The following is a 14,778-nucleotide window of genomic DNA, read 5'->3' as shown; positions in this document are numbered from 1 at the left end:
AGCGAACCTGGCTATGGGCAATTGGTTTGCCCGTTAATTCAATGAGTTAACTCCACTTACAGACCTCGAACAGATCCTTCACGTTTTCTTGACGCAAGCCTTGTCCTCTCCTTAGCTGAACTTAATACCAGACGTAAAAAATTTGCGCCGGGCCTCTAGCTCGCGCCTTCGTGCGCGCTCGAACAGGCTGGCGTGCTGGTTTGGGTCGCCCTCTGTTTTGTCGTACAGCTCGTGACAACAGGCCAGGTCCTTGGGCTGTACCTTAAAAACAAGAGGAGAACCGCCATGAAAAGAACTGCGCGCCCCCTGCGCCTCGATCATGTTCTGTGCGCGGTTTCCACGTCGCTGCTCCTGGCAACCCCGGTGGAAACTTTCGCGTTCGATCTGCAAGAGGATGAGCCTTACGCCAACCTTCTGCAGCAGCCAGCGATGCCCCAGCTGTCGCTGGATCCGGTCAGCGCCAGCGGCTTGAGCCTCAATACCCTCAGCGCCTTTTCCGAGCGCATGAGCCAGCGCCATGGGCAGGCGGCACCGGACCTGGTCGCCAGCCAATGGTCGCAGTTCTTCCCCGGCCTGCCCCACATCGGCGCGCAACCCCCCAATCAACTCGAAGCGCCCAGCCAGCAACTGATGATTGGCCCGGACCTGTTCGTGCGCGAATCGACCTCGGGCAACGTCCACCGAGCCGGGGTATTTGTCGGCCATAACAACCTGCAAAGCAGCTTCAACGGCATGCGCCAGTTGCTCGGCGACAAGCAGCGTAACGCCGTCAACCTCAGCGGCGAGAGCCTGGGGGTGTACTGGAGCATGAGCCATGCCCAGGGCTGGCACCTGGATGCGGTAGCGATGGGCACCCGCATCGATGTCAGTGGCCGTGGCGAAAGCGGCCAGCGCCTGGATGACAGCGGCCACGCGATGACCTTCTCGTTGGAAGGCGGTTACCCGATTGGCCTGGGTGGCGGCTGGGTGATCGAGCCGCAGGCGCAGTTGATCAACCAGCAGTTCTTCCCCGGCAGCCAGGTGCAGGAAGCGACCTTGCAGGCGTTCGATAGCCAGCCCAGCTGGAGCGGCCGGGTCGGTGCCAAATTGTCTGGGCGCTATGTAGTGAGCGGAATGCCGATCGAGCCCTATGTGCGGACCAACGTCTGGTACGACTTCAGCAACGCCGATGGGGTGCAGCTGGACCAGGTCGACAAGATCTCAAGCTCACGCTATTCGACCACGGTGGAATTGGGCTTGGGCCTGGTGGCGCGGATGACGCCGAATGTGGCGTTGTTCGTCAGTGCCGATTATAGCAGCGATATGGATGGCAATGACCTCAATGGCTTGATTGGCAGTCTTGGGGTGAAGATGCGCTGGTAGCCGCCACACCAGCCTGTGGGAGTGGGTGGTTGTGGGTGTCGTTACCAAGCGGCGCAGGCTCAAAAGCCGACGACCATGCGCTACACCGCCTCGTGGGAGCGGGCTTGCCCCGCGATAGCGCCAGCAGCCTCAATTGAGGTGCCTGATCTGCCGCTATCGCGGGGCAAGCCCGCTCCCACGGTTAGGCTGGCTTCATGACCAGGACGCCAAGTGGCGGCAGGTTCAGGGCCAATGACAATGGCTGGCCGTGGCTGGGCAGGTCTTCACTGGCCACCGCCCCGAGGTTGCCCACGTTGGATCCGGCATACATCTGCGCATCACTGTTGAGCAACTCTTCCCAGCGCTCGCCAAACGGCACGCCAATCCGATAGCCCTCGCGCGGCACCGGGGTGAAGTTGGCCACCACCAGCAGCGGCTCGCCGGTGCTGCTCCAGCGCAACCAGGCGAACACGCTGTTGTGCGCATCGTCACCAATCAACCACTGGAAGCCCTGGGGCTGGCAGTCTTGTTCATGCAGCGCCGGCAACTGGCGATACAGCCGGTTCAGGTCGCTGACCAACTGCTGCACGCCTTTGTGCTCGGAGTACTGCAGCAAGTACCAATCGAGCTGATGATCATGGTTCCACTCGCGCCACTGGCCAAACTCGCAACCCATGAACAGCAGCTTCTTGCCGGGGTGAGTCCACATGAAGGTCAGGTACGCGCGCAGGTTGGCGAACTTCTGCCAGCGATCGCCGGGCATCTTGTCGATCAGCGAATGCTTGCCGTGCACCACTTCATCATGGGAGATGGGCAGGATGAAATGCTCGGAATAGGCGTAGATCAGGCCGAAGCTCATCTCGTTGTGATGATGGGCGCGGTGCACCGGATCGTTCTGGATGTAATGCAGGGTGTCGTGCATCCAGCCCATGTTCCACTTGTAGGCAAAACCCAGGCCGCCCTGCTGGGTCGGTTGGCTGACCCCAGGCCAGGCGGTCGACTCTTCAGCGATGATCAGCGCGCCGGGGGCTTCGTGGCTGACGATGCCATTGAGGTGGCGCAGGAAATCGATGGCTTCGAGGTTTTCCCGCCCGCCATGGCGATTGGGCACCCACTCGCCGGCCTTGCGTGAATAGTCGCGATAGAGCATCGAGGCCACCGCATCGACGCGCAAACCATCGATGTGGAAGTGCTTGAGCCAGTGCAGCGCCGAGGCCAGCATGAAGCCGCGCACCTCATTGCGACCCAGGTTGTAGATCAGCGTGTTCCAGTCTTGGTGGAAGCCTTCCAGGGGGTTGTCGTATTCGTACAGCGCGGTGCCGTCGAAGCGCGCCAGGCCATGCTCGTCGGTTGGGAAATGCGCCGGCACCCAATCGAGGATCACGCCGATACCCCCCTGGTGGCAGGCATCGATGAAAGCGGCGAAGTCTTCGGCGCTGCCATAGCGCGAGGTTGGCGCAAACAGCGACAGCGGCTGATAGCCCCAGGAGCCACCAAACGGATGCTCCATGATCGGCAGCATTTCGATATGGGTGAAGCCCAGCTCCTGCACGTACGGCACCAGGCGCTCGGCCAGCTCACGCCAGTTGTAGAAGCGCGCCACTTCACCGCCATCGTCCAGCTCGCAGCGCCAGGAGCCGACGTGCAGCTCGTAGATCGACAGCGGCGCGTTGTAGGCATGACGTTGGGCGCGCTGCTCCATCCACTGCTGATCGCGCCACTCATGGGCAAGCGGCCCTGCCACTTTCGAGGCGGTGCTCGGCGGCAGTTCGGTGGCACGCGCCAGCGGGTCGGCCTTGAGCGGCAGCACACCCTCGCGGCCGAGTACTTCGTACTTGTAGGCCTCGCCCACGCCCAGGCGCGGCACGAACAGCTCCCACACCCCGGCGTTGTAGCGCAGGCGCATGGGGTGGCGGCGGCCATCCCAGTTATTGAAATCGCCGACCACCGAGACCCGCTTGGCATTCGGCGCCCATACCGAGAACAGCACGCCGTCGATGCCGTCGACCTGGGTCGGCTGCGCGCCAAAGCGCCCGGACAGGTCGCGGTGGTTGCCCTCGGCGAACAGGTACATGTCCATCTCGCCCAATTGCGGGCCAAAGCTGTAGGGGTCTTCGGTGACTTGCTCGCCACCGGCCCAAGCCACCTGCAGCTGATAAGGCTGGGCCTGATCGAGATGGGCCGTGAACAAGCCGGGCAGGCTGCCCTGGTGCATGTCGGCCAGCACGCGGCCGTCGTCACGCGCCAGCACCTTGGCATTCAAGGCATTGGGCAAAAAGGCGCGTACGAACACGCCGCCCGCACCGTCTGGGTGCGGGCCGAGCACGGCAAATGGATCGGCGTGCTCGGCGCGGGCCAGGGCGTCGATGTCCCGTTGCCGAAGTCCGCCGTTTTCACGCGTGGTTGCGTTCATTCATGACTCTCCCCAAGTGCTGATCAGTCCATGCAGACCATGCAAAGGCACGGCCAGCCACGTCGGCCGATTCTCGGCTTCATAGGTAATCTCGTAGGCGGCTTTTTCCAGACAGAACAGTTCCAATGCGGCGCGCTCGCCCTCGGCCTGTTCCCAGGCGTGGGGCATGGCGGCGGTGGCCAGGCCGTAGGCTTCAACGAAGGCATGGCGCGACTGGTGCAGGTACTGCCTTGCGACCCGCTGACGAGCCTGGCGAGCGGCGTCGGAGAGGTCTACCGCCGAGGCGCTGCGCAGGATCATCGCAGCAGCATAGTCGAAGGATCGCAACACGCCGCTGACATCTTTGTACGGGCTGTGTTTGGCCCGCCGCTCGTCTAGCGGGCGCGCCGGTTCGCCTTCGAAGTCGATCAGGTAGGCATCGCCCTGCACCACCAGTACCTGGCCCAGGTGCAAGTCGCCATGCACCCGCATCAACAAGCCCCCCTGGGCCTGCTGGGCGAGGTTGTCGATGTGCTTGGCCAGGCCATCGCGTTGCTGCTGCAAATCGTCGACCAAGGCCTGGCTGTCGCGATCGAGGCTGTCGCGGTGCTGCACCAGCAGGTCCAATGCATGACTGAGCTCGGCGCTGATCTGCTGGCTCCAGCGCGCGCTGTCCTCGCCGGTACTGGCGCGGGGTTTGAACGCCGGATCGTCAGTGGCGGCGGCGAGCAGCAGGTGCATTTCGCCCAGGCGCTGGCCGAGCAAGGTGGCAAAGCCGTTGAGTTCGGCCAAGGCGTCGGTGTGCGCTTCGGCTTCGACGCTATCGGGCTCCATCTCATCGCGGATCGCCCGCTCCAGGGTGTTCTGGGTCCAGGCCCAGGCATCGCCCTGGTTGCTCAGGTAGCCCTGGGCGATCATCAGCAGGTTCGGCTGATCGTGCGCGTCGACCCGGCTGACCCAGGCCAGCAGCGGCGATATATTGGCAAAGCCGCCAGCGGTCAGGTAGGCGCTCATCTCCAGCTCCGGGTGAATGCCGGGGTTGACCCGCCGGATCAGCTTGAGCACCACCCGATCAGCGATCACCACCGAACTGTTGGACTGCTCGGCGCTCAGATAGCGCACTTCGCTGTCCTCGTTGAGCTCAAGCGGCGCCAGCAAGTCAGTGCTCTCAAAACGCAGCTCGCCAGCACTGCTGGGCAGCCGGGTGCCGTCCTGGCAGTTGCGCAGCACCGCACGAATGAACGGCTCCAGCACGAACGCATCGGTGATCAGCCCGACCTGGCGGCCACGGCGCACCCGCGACAGTGCCAGTTGCTGCGGCAGCGCGGTGTTGATCTGCTCCTCCGGCAGGAAGCCGAACGGCAACTGGTAGTAATTGGCCACGCCATCGCTAATCACTTCCAGCTCGCTGAGCAGCACCGGGGGGGTCGCCGTGGCCAGGCGCACGCCGTAGCTCAGGCGTACTTGATCGAGCGGCCCTTCCTTGCCGGCGAACCAGCGCCGCTTGGGCAGGTACTGCGGCAGGATCGCGTCTTGCAGGCTGTCGATCGAAGGCGCTTCGAGCAGCTCTTCCATGCGTTTGCGCAGCACCAGCGTGGTCAGCTCCGGCAGGCCCTCGGTGGGCTCGACGTGCCAGCTGGGCATGCGATCGCGGCTGGCCAGCAAGAACCAGTAGAAGCCATACGGCGCCAGGGTCAGCAGGAACGGCAGTTGGCCAATCGGCGGGAAGGCGCTGCCGCCGAGCATCTCCACCGGCACCTTGTCGGCGTACTGCGACAGCTCAAGCTCTGCGGCCTGGGCTGCGCGGGAAACGTTGGCGACACACAGGATGATTTCGCTGTTGCCATTGGCGTCGGTGTACTCGCGGATATAGGCGAGGATGCGCCGGTTGCTCGGCGTGAGCATCTTCAACGTGCCACGGCCAAAGGCCTTCTGCTGGTTGCGCACCGCCAGCAGGCGGCGGTTCCAGTTGAGCAGCGAATGCGGGTCGTGCGACTGGGCTTCGACGTTGACTGTCTGGTAACCGTACAGCGGGTCCATGATCGGCGGCAGCACCAGGCGCTGCGGGTCGGCGCGGGAGAAGCCGCCGTTGCGATCAGGTGACCACTGCATCGGCGTGCGCACACCATCGCGATCGCCCAGATAGATGTTGTCGCCCATGCCCAGCTCATCGCCGTAGTACAGGGTTGGCGTGCCAGGCATCGACAGCAGCAGGCTGGTCAGCAGCTCGATGCGCCGCCGGTCGCGCTGCAGCAGCGGCGCCAGGCGCCGGCGGATGCCGAGATTGATCCGCGCGCGGCGGTCTTCGGCGTAGTAGTTCCACAGGTAGTCGCGCTCGCGGTCGGTGACCATCTCCAGGGTCAGCTCATCGTGGTTACGCAAGAAGATCGCCCACTGACAGTTGGCGGGGATCTCCGGGGTCTGGCGCAGGATGTCGGTGATCGGGAAGCGGTCTTCCATGGCCAGCGCCATGTACATGCGCGGCATCAGCGGGAAGTGAAAGGCCATGTGGCACTCGTCGCCATCGCCCTCGCCAAAGTACGGCCGGGTGTCTTCAGGCCATTGGTTGGCCTCGGCCAGCAGCATGCGGTCGGGGTAGTTGGCGTCGATCTCGGCGCGAATGGCCTTGAGCACCACATGGGTCTCGGGCAGGTTTTCGTTGTTGGTGCCGTCGCGCTCGATCAGGTACGGAATGGCGTCCAGGCGCAGGCCGTCGACGCCGATGTCGAGCCAATAGCGCATGACATCGATCACCGCCTTCATCACCTGCGGGTTGTCGAAGTTCAGATCCGGCTGGTGCGAATAGAAGCGGTGCCAGAAGTACTGGCCGGCGACCGGGTCCCAGGTCCAGTTGGATTTTTCGGTGTCGAGGAAGATGATCCGCGTGCCGTCGTATTTCTGGTCGTCGTCCGACCACACGTAGAAATCCCGCGCCTTGCTGCCGCGCTTGGCGTGGCGGGCCTTTTGAAACCAGGGGTGCTGGTCGGAGGTGTGGTTGATCACCAGCTCCGTGATTACCCGCAGGCCACGCTTGTGCGCCTCGGCGATGAAGCGCTTGGCGTCGGCCATGCTGCCGTAATCAGGGTGCACGGCTTTGTACTCGGCGATGTCATAGCCATCGTCGCGCCGTGGCGAGGGGTAGAACGGCAACAGCCACAGGGTGTTGACACCCAGTTCGGCGATGTAGTCGAGCTTGCTGATCAAACCTGCGAAATCACCGATGCCGTCGTTGTTGGAATCGAAGAACGACTTGATGTGCAGTTGATAGATCACCGCGTCCTTGTACCAGAGCGGATCATCGATGAAGGCTGCTGGGCGGGAACGCTTGGCCATGTGCGACTCCTTTCTGTCCTAGATTATTTCGTGAGATGGGGTTGGCTGGATTGGGGCTGCTTCGTACCCCATCGCAGGCAAGCCAGCGCCTACAGGTTCGCGCGGTCCTTGTAGGAGCTGGCTTGCCTGCGATGGGCCGCGCGGCGGCCCCAAAACCTCAAGGGCGCTACCTACTTCAAGGCCTTCTCAATACGCCAGATACCAAACGGTTGATACCCAGGATCAATCCGCATCCACTGGGTCTTGCCATGCCAGGTCCAGCGATGCCCATTCATCAAATCTTCCCCCAGGGTGTCGGCATCGTCGTCCAACCCCAGCTCCCACAGCGGCAACTCGAAGCTCGCCTCCTGCACGTTGTGCGGATCGAGGCTGATGGCCACCAGAATGTAGTTGTCCCGCTCCGGCGTGCGCTTGGCGAAATACAGGATGTTGTCGTTCCAACAGTTGAAGAACGCCACCCCCAGATGGGTCTGCAAGGCCCGGTTCTGCCGGCGAATGCGATTGAGCTGGGCGATCTCGGCGACGATGTTGCCGGGGGCGGTGAAATCACGCGGGCGGATCTCGTACTTCTCCGAATCGAGGTACTCCTCCTTGCCTGGAATCGCCGCGGCTTCGCACAACTCAAAACCCGAATACATGCCCCACAGGCCCGAGCCCATGGTCGCCAGCGCTGCGCGAATGAGAAACCCGGCACGCCCGGAGGTCTGCAGGAAGAATGGGTTGATATCCGGGGTATTGACGAAGAAGTTCGGCCGGTAGCACTGGCTCCAGGGCGGCTGGTTGAGCTCTTCGAAATACTCGCGCAACTCCTGCTTGGTATTGCGCCAGGTGAAATAGGTGTAGCTCTGCGCATAGCCGACCTTGCCCAGCCGCGCCATCATCGCGGGCTTGGTGAAGGCCTCGGCGAGGAAGATCACCTCCGGGTGCTGGCTGCGCACATTGGCGATCAGCCATTGCCAGAACGGCAGCGGTTTGGTGTGCGGGTTGTCGACGCGGAAAGTCTTCACGCCCTCCTCGACCCAGCCGACCACCACGTCACGCAGCGCCAGCCACAGCGAGGGCACCGCCTCGGCGGTATAGAAATCGACGTTGACGATGTCCTGGTATTTTTTCGGCGGGTTCTCTGCATAGCGGATGCTGCCATCGGGACGCCAGCTGAACCAGCCGGGGTGCTCGATCAGCCAAGGGTGGTCTTGCGAGCACTGGATGGCGAAATCCAGGGCGATCTCCAGGCCATGCTCAGCGGCAGCCGCCACCAGCCGGCGGAAGTCCTCGCGGGTGCCCAGCTCAGGGTGAATGGCATCGTGGCCGCCCTCGGGGCTACCAATGGCGTAAGGGCTGCCGGGATCGCTGGGTTCGGCTTGCAGGGCATTATTGCGGCCCTTGCGGTGCTTCTTGCCAATTGGATGGATGGGCGGGAAATACAACACGTCAAAGCCCATGTCGCGGATCATCGGCAGGCGCTGGTGGACATCATTGAAGGTGCCATGGCGTTCAGGATCATCAGTGATCGAACGCGGGAACAGCTCGTACCAACTGGCGAACTGCGCTGCCGGTCGATCGACATCGAGGGGAAACTCAGCGCTGCGGGTCAGGTAGCTGCGGTGTTCGGCCTCGATCATCAGCCGCGCGGTCTCGGCGTCCAGCAGCAGGGCGACCTGCTCGTTCGCCGGCAGCTCAGACAAGCGCGATTGCAGCGCCACGATCGCTTCGCGTAGCAGCCCCTCGCTGCGCTCTGCGCCCTTGCCCAGCAATAACCTGCCCTCCTCCAGCTCTAGTTTGACCTCGACCCCGGCGTGGTACTTCTTTTCAAGGTCATGGCAATAGGTGGCGAACGGATCGATCCAGGCCTCGATACTGAACAGGTGCAAGCCAAGCTGGACAGGCGTGAACTCGGCCAGCCACAGGTCGTTACCCGCCGCCTGCATCGGCACGCCGTGCCAGTGTCGACTGTTGGCCTCGCGCCAGTGCAGCAGCACCATCAACTGGTCGTGGCCGTCGCTGTAGACCTTGCTGCTGACCTGCACCGGCTGGCCGCTGATGGCCTTGGCGGCGAAGGTGCCACCGTCGAGCACCGGGCTTGTGTTTTCGATCACCAAACGTGGCGCCAGCAGCGCCTGCGACAGGCTGATGGCCTGTTCGGGGTGGTCGTTGGCCATGGGTACGCTTTCGAAGGGCTCGCTGCGAGACATCGGACTGTGCTCCCTGTTGGCGATGGCGGTAAGGGTTCAGAGCCGTCGGACGCGGGAGGGGTTCAAAAAAATTGAGCGAATGGCGCAGGCCCGGATCAAAGCCTCTACACCCTCTGAACACCCCAGCGAGGACAGGCGATGAACATTCCCATTCCACCGGAAACTCCCGATCCGAACATCGACGACCCCAGCTTGCCGCCGCCGGTGCCCGAACAGGAGCCGGACGAGCTGCCGATCAAGCCGACCGTGCCGCCAACCGTGGGTGACCCGCCGAGCCAGGAGCCACCGGTGAAAGCCAAAGGATAGACCAACGGCCTGATAATTCTGCCAGTAGCGGCAATCGCGCCAGGTTCCGATGATGGGTTCTCTCGAACAACAACAGGAGAACCCAGCATGGATGAGTTGCTCACCCGCGTGGACCGTGAACGCTGCCTACTGCAGGCACTGCAAAATGCTGGCGCCGACTACGCCACGCTAAGCACGCGATTGAAGGAAATTGACAGCCACAAACTCAACCGCGCCTTGCGCGATTTGGGTGTGACCGTTGATCTTCAGCACGATTCGGCCATCACCCTGCACGCCTTGCTCGATACGTTAAGCGGCTCGACGAATAAGACGCACGATTGTTGATTACTTCCAGTGGACATCGCCGCCTCTGCGCCAGCCCTATTCCCACGGATTGACCGCCATAGACCAGGTCATGCGATCCCCGTGGGAGCTGATGTACTCATGAGAGGCCGTCAATGATCTCAACAGCATCAAGCCGTTCTCTGCTGCCCGGTCAATTCCTCGACACTGATTTCGCGCATGCGAAACTTCTGCACCTTGCCCGTCACCGTCATCGGAAACTCATCCACCAAGCGGTAATGCCTGGGCACCTTGAAGTGCGCCATGCGCGCCTTGCACCAGCTGTGTAGCTCTTCAACCGTCGCCGTGTGCCCCGGATGCAGTTTGATCCAGGCCACCACCTCTTCCCCATACTTGCTGCACGGGATGCCGATCACCTGGGCATCGGCCACTGCCGGGTGGGTGTAGAAGAACTCCTCCAGCTCGCGCGGATAGATGTTCTCCCCTCCCCTGATGATCATGTCCTTGTTGCGCCCAACGATGCGTACATAACCCCGCTCGTCCATCACCGCCAGGTCGCCGCTGTGCATCCAGCGCGCCGGGTCGATGGCATCGGCGCTGGCTTGGGGGTTGTCCCAGTAGCCGAGCATCACGCTGTAGCCGCGGGTACACAGCTCGCCGATCTGGCCACGGGGGACGATGCAGCCGTGCTCATCGATCAGCTTGGTTTCCAGCTGTGGCTGGGTGCGGCCGACGGTGGTCACGCGCAGTTCCAGTTCGTCGTCCGGGCCGGTTTGCAGCGACACCGGGCTGGTCTCGGTCATGCCGTAGGCGATTTGCACCTGGGCCATGTGCATCTGCTCGATCACCCGGCGCATCACCTCGATCGGGCAGGTGGCGCCGGCCATGATGCCGCTGCGCAAGCTTGAGAGGTCCAGTTGCTGGCGTGACGGGTGGTCGAGCATGGCGATGAACATGGTCGGCACGCCATAGAGAATGCTGGCGCGCTCTTCGGCCACCGCGCGCAGGGTCAGCTCGGGGTCGAAGGCGTCGTTGGGGTAGATCATGGTGCTGCCATGGGTGATGCAACCCAGGTTGGCCATGACCATGCCGAAGCAGTGGTACAGCGGCACTGGGATCACCATGCGGTCGTGCTCGGTCAGGGCGAGGCTTTCGCCGACCATCCAGCCATTGTTGAGGATGTTGTAGTGGCTGAGCGTCGCCCCTTTAGGCGCACCGGTGGTGCCGGAGGTGTATTGGATGTTTACCGGCTGGTCGAACTGCAAGCTCTGCTGGCGGGCCGTGTAGGCCTCGAGCGACGTCTGCCCTGCCCGCTCGGCAAGCGCCTGCCAGGGCAGAAAGCCTTGCGGCGGCTGGGCGGCCAGGCTGATCACTCCGCGCAGCTGGGGCAGGCGTTCGCTGGCCAGTTCGCCCAAGGCTGCCGTGGCCAGCTCGGGTACCAGCGCTTGCACCATGGCGTGGTAATCGGAGGTCTTGAAGGCATCGGCGCAGACCAGCCAGCGGCAGCCGGACTGGCGCAGCACGTAGTCCAACTCAGCAACGCGATAAGCCGGGTTGATGTTGACCAGAATCGCGCCGACCTTGGCGCTGGCCAGCTGCAGGACGCACCACTGGGCGCAGTTGGGCGCCCAGATGCCGACCCGATCGCCTGTGTTCACGCCCAGCGCCATCAAGGCGCGGGCCTGCACATCGACCTGTTCGGCCAACTGCTGCCAGGTGTAACGCACGTTCTGGTGGCGCACCACCAGCGCTTCGCGGTCGGCATGGCGGGCCACGGTGGCAGCGAAGGCCTGGCCGATGGTCTGCTCGAGCAAGGGCCGGTCCTGGCGGCCGCGGGTGTAGCTGGGTTGATTCATGACTGTCCCTTCTTGCGGTTGTTCTGGGCATGACTGAAGCAAGCGACGAATACTCTGGCGCAGATTTACGTTAACGTAAAGGTCACAAGCAGATTGACAGTGAAGTGAGCCAGGCTTACGTTAACGTAAAGGTTACAAGCAACGTGGGAGCGGGCTTGACCCGCGACAGCGATCCAATGGCATCCAGGGCCATACTGATCATGATAAACGCCATCGCGGGGTTAAGCCCGCTCCCACGCTCAAAGCTCACTCAGGCCTAGCCAAGAACAAGAAGGTGCCCCACATGCATTACCCCTCCCTGAACTTCGCCCTGGGCGAAACCGTCGACATGCTGCGCGAACAGGTGCAGGCCTTCGTCGCGGCCGAACTGGCCCCGCGCGCCGCGCAGATCGACCAGGACAACCTGTTCCCCGCCGACATGTGGCGCAAATTCGGCGACATGGGCCTGCTCGGCGTCACCGTGCCGGAAGAATACGGCGGTGCCGGCCTGGGCTACCTGGCCCACGTGGTGGCCATGGAAGAGATCAGCCGCGGTTCGGCCTCGGTGGCGCTGTCGTACGGCGCGCACTCCAACCTGTGCGTCAACCAGATCAACCGCAACGCCAGTCACGAGCAGAAGCAGAAATACCTGCCCAAGCTGATCAGCGGCGAGCACATCGGCGCCCTGGCCATGAGCGAACCCAACGCAGGCTCCGACGTGGTATCGATGAAGCTGCGCGCCGAGAAGCGCGGCGATCACTACCTGCTCAACGGCAGCAAGACCTGGATCACCAACGGCCCCGACGCCAACACCTACGTGATCTACGCCAAGACCGACCTGGACAAGGGCGCCCACGGCATCAGCGCGTTCATCGTCGAGCGCGACTGGAAAGGTTTTACCCGCAGCAACAAGTTCGACAAGCTCGGCATGCGCGGCTCGAACACCTGCGAGCTGTTCTTCGATGACGTCCAGGTGCCCGAAGAAAATATCCTCGGCCAGCTCAACGGCGGCGTGCGCGTGCTAATGAGCGGGCTGGACTACGAGCGCGTGGTGCTCTCCGGTGGCCCGACCGGGATCATGCAAGCGTGCATGGACCTGGTGGTGCCATACATCCACGACCGCAAGCAATTCGGCCAGAGCATCGGCGAGTTCCAGCTGATCCAGGGCAAGATCGCCGACATGTACACCCAGCTCAATGCCAGCCGCGCCTACCTGTATGCCGTAGCCCAGGCCTGCGACCGTGGCGAGACCACCCGCAAGGACGCCGCCGGGGTGATCCTCTACACCGCCGAGCGCGCCACGCAAATGGCCCTGGAGGCGATTCAGATTCTGGGGGGGAATGGCTACATCAACGAGTTCCCGGCCGGGCGTCTGCTGCGCGATGCCAAGCTGTACGAAATCGGCGCCGGCACCAGCGAGATTCGCCGGATGCTGATCGGCCGCGAACTGTTCAACGAAACCCGCTGAGCATAAGGAACTGGCGCCCATGGCTATCCTGCATACCCAGATCAACCCGCGCTCGGCAGAGTTCGCCGCCAATGGCGCGGCCATGCTCGAACAGGTCCAGGCCCTGCGCGGCCTGCTCGCCCACATCGCGCAGGGCGGCGGGCCCAAGGCCCAGGAGCGGCACACCTCGCGCGGCAAACTGCTGCCACGTGAGCGTATCGACCGCTTGCTGGATGCCGGCTCGGCGTTTCTTGAGGTCGGCCAATTGGCCGCCCATGAGGTGTACGGCGAAGACGTCCCCGCTGCCGGGGTGATTGCCGGCATTGGCCGGGTCGAAGGTGTCGAATGCATGATCGTGGCCAACGACGCCACGGTCAAAGGCGGCTCGTACTACCCGCTGACGGTGAAAAAACACCTGCGCGCACAGACCGTCGCCCTGCAGAACCGCCTGCCGTGCATCTACCTGGTGGATTCGGGCGGGGCCAACCTGCCGCGCCAGGATGAAGTATTCCCGGACCGCGAGCATTTCGGGCGGATCTTCTTCAACCAGGCCAACATGAGCGCCCTGGGCATTCCGCAAATCGCCGTGGTGATGGGCTCGTGCACCGCTGGCGGCGCTTATGTGCCGGCGATGGCCGACGAGGCGATCATGGTCCGCCAGCAGGCGACCATCTTCCTCGCCGGCCCGCCCTTGGTGAAGGCCGCTACGGGTGAAGTGGTCAGCGCTGAAGACCTGGGCGGCGCCGACGTGCACTGCCGCACCAGCGGCGTGGCCGACCACTATGCCGACAACGACGAGCACGCCTTGGCCCTGGCCCGGCGCAGCGTGGCCAACCTCAACTGGCACAAGCTCGGTAAGCTGCAACGCCAGGCGCCAGTGGCGCCGCTGTATGCCGCCGATGAGCTGTACGGCGTGGTGCCAGCCGATGCCAAGCAGCCGTTCGATGTGCGCGAGGTGATTGCGCGGCTGGTCGACGGCTCGGTGTTCGATGAGTTCAAGGCGCTGTTCGGCACCACCCTGGTGTGCGGTTTTGCCCACTTGCACGGCTACCCGGTGGCGATCCTGGCCAACAACGGCATCCTGTTTGCCGAAGCTGCGCAAAAAGGCGCGCACTTTATCGAGCTGGCCTGCCAGCGCGGCATCCCCTTGCTGTTTTTGCAGAACATCACCGGCTTCATGGTCGGCAAGAAATACGAAGAAGGCGGCATCGCCAAGCACGGCGCCAAGCTGGTCACCGCGGTGGCCTGCGCCCAGGTGCCGAAGTTCACCGTGATCATCGGCGGCAGCTTTGGCGCGGGTAACTACGGCATGTGCGGGCGGGCCTACGACCCACGCTTCTTGTGGATGTGGCCCAATGCGCGGATTGGCGTGATGGGCGCCGAACAGGCCGCTGGGGTGCTGGCGCAGGTCAAGCGTGAGCAGAGCGAGCGCAGCGGCCAGGCCTTCAGCGCCGACGATGAGGCCAAGCTCAAGCAGCCGATCCTCGATCAGTACGAGCGCCAGGGCCACCCCTACTACTCCAGCGCCCGGCTGTGGGACGACGGCGTCATCGACCCGGCACAAACCCGCGACGTGCTCGGCCTGGCGCTGTCTGCCGCGCTGAACGCGCCCATCGAACAGAGCCGCTTCGGCATATTCCGGATGTGACC

Annotated in this window: 9 protein-coding genes; 5 read left to right on the top strand and 4 right to left on the bottom strand. The window is 63.3% G+C overall.

The features are described from left to right. The first annotated feature begins 285 nt into the window (after positions 1-285). Positions 286-1,362, top strand: a complete 1,077-nt coding sequence (locus ACF8K2_RS15335; RefSeq protein WP_264233119.1) for an autotransporter outer membrane beta-barrel domain-containing protein — start codon at positions 286-288, stop codon at positions 1,360-1,362. A gap of 181 nt (positions 1,363-1,543) precedes the next feature. Here the strand turns inward: ACF8K2_RS15335 and glgB are convergent, their stop codons facing one another. The 3 genes from glgB to ACF8K2_RS15320 all read right to left on the bottom strand — a co-directional run bounded on the left by glgB (position 1,544) and on the right by ACF8K2_RS15320 (position 9,258). Continuing rightward, positions 1,544-3,754, bottom strand: coding sequence for a 1,4-alpha-glucan branching protein GlgB (gene glgB, locus ACF8K2_RS15330; protein WP_392465696.1), 2,211 nt, complete (start codon positions 3,752-3,754; stop codon positions 1,544-1,546). Further along, entirely contained in the window at positions 3,755-7,066 is a 3,312-nt protein-coding gene (gene treS / locus ACF8K2_RS15325; protein WP_392465693.1) for a maltose alpha-D-glucosyltransferase, read from the bottom strand. A 170-nt stretch (positions 7,067-7,236) separates the two neighbouring features. Further along, positions 7,237-9,258 carry an alpha-1,4-glucan--maltose-1-phosphate maltosyltransferase gene (locus tag ACF8K2_RS15320; protein ID WP_392465691.1) on the bottom strand — a complete coding sequence of 674 codons (2,022 nt, stop codon included), beginning with the start codon at positions 9,256-9,258 and terminating at the stop codon, positions 7,237-7,239. A gap of 138 nt (positions 9,259-9,396) precedes the next feature. On the opposite strand from ACF8K2_RS15320, the gene ACF8K2_RS15315 reads away from it, so the two are divergent. Together ACF8K2_RS15315 and ACF8K2_RS15310 are read left to right on the top strand one after the other, a co-directional pair. Next, positions 9,397-9,564 (top strand): hypothetical protein, encoded by a 168-nt coding sequence (locus tag ACF8K2_RS15315; RefSeq protein WP_264233115.1) that lies wholly within the window; start codon positions 9,397-9,399, stop codon positions 9,562-9,564. 87 nt (positions 9,565-9,651) lie between these two features. Further along, a complete protein-coding gene (locus ACF8K2_RS15310) occupies positions 9,652-9,888 on the top strand; it encodes a hypothetical protein (protein ID WP_392465689.1) in 237 nt (78 codons plus the stop codon). Positions 9,889-10,016: 128 nt separating this feature from the next. Here ACF8K2_RS15310 and ACF8K2_RS15305 read toward each other — a convergent pair whose 3' ends face one another. Further along, a complete protein-coding gene (locus ACF8K2_RS15305; RefSeq protein ID WP_392465686.1) occupies positions 10,017-11,702 on the bottom strand; it encodes an AMP-binding protein in 1,686 nt (561 codons plus the stop codon). 283 nt (positions 11,703-11,985) lie between these two features. Between ACF8K2_RS15305 and ACF8K2_RS15300 the strand changes: the two genes are divergently transcribed. After that, positions 11,986-13,149, top strand: coding sequence for an isovaleryl-CoA dehydrogenase (locus ACF8K2_RS15300; protein WP_392465683.1), 1,164 nt, complete (start codon positions 11,986-11,988; stop codon positions 13,147-13,149). A gap of 19 nt (positions 13,150-13,168) precedes the next feature. Continuing rightward, a complete protein-coding gene (locus ACF8K2_RS15295; RefSeq protein ID WP_392465680.1) occupies positions 13,169-14,776 on the top strand; it encodes a carboxyl transferase domain-containing protein in 1,608 nt (535 codons plus the stop codon). The last annotated feature ends 2 nt before the right edge of the window (positions 14,777-14,778 follow it).

The sequence above is a fragment of the Pseudomonas sp. xss_2 genome, from assembly GCF_043104195.1.
Taxonomy (GTDB): domain Bacteria; phylum Pseudomonadota; class Gammaproteobacteria; order Pseudomonadales; family Pseudomonadaceae; genus Aquipseudomonas; species Aquipseudomonas urmiensis.
The sequence above is the reverse complement of the archived record's forward strand: the minus strand, read 5'-3'. Positions and strand labels throughout refer to the sequence as shown.

Coding starts and splice junctions, on each gene's coding strand:
- treS (WP_392465693.1), bottom strand. CDS start 7,066: ATGGCCAAGCGTTCCCGCCCAGCAGCCTTCATCGATGATCCGCTCTGG.
- ACF8K2_RS15305 (WP_392465686.1), bottom strand. CDS start 11,702: ATGAATCAACCCAGCTACACCCGCGGCCGCCAGGACCGGCCCTTGCTC.
- ACF8K2_RS15300 (WP_392465683.1), top strand. CDS start 11,986: ATGCATTACCCCTCCCTGAACTTCGCCCTGGGCGAAACCGTCGACATG.
- glgB (WP_392465696.1), bottom strand. CDS start 3,754: ATGAACGCAACCACGCGTGAAAACGGCGGACTTCGGCAACGGGACATC.
- ACF8K2_RS15310 (WP_392465689.1), top strand. CDS start 9,652: ATGGATGAGTTGCTCACCCGCGTGGACCGTGAACGCTGCCTACTGCAG.
- ACF8K2_RS15315 (WP_264233115.1), top strand. CDS start 9,397: ATGAACATTCCCATTCCACCGGAAACTCCCGATCCGAACATCGACGAC.
- ACF8K2_RS15295 (WP_392465680.1), top strand. CDS start 13,169: ATGGCTATCCTGCATACCCAGATCAACCCGCGCTCGGCAGAGTTCGCC.
- ACF8K2_RS15320 (WP_392465691.1), bottom strand. CDS start 9,258: ATGTCTCGCAGCGAGCCCTTCGAAAGCGTACCCATGGCCAACGACCAC.
- ACF8K2_RS15335 (WP_264233119.1), top strand. CDS start 286: ATGAAAAGAACTGCGCGCCCCCTGCGCCTCGATCATGTTCTGTGCGCG.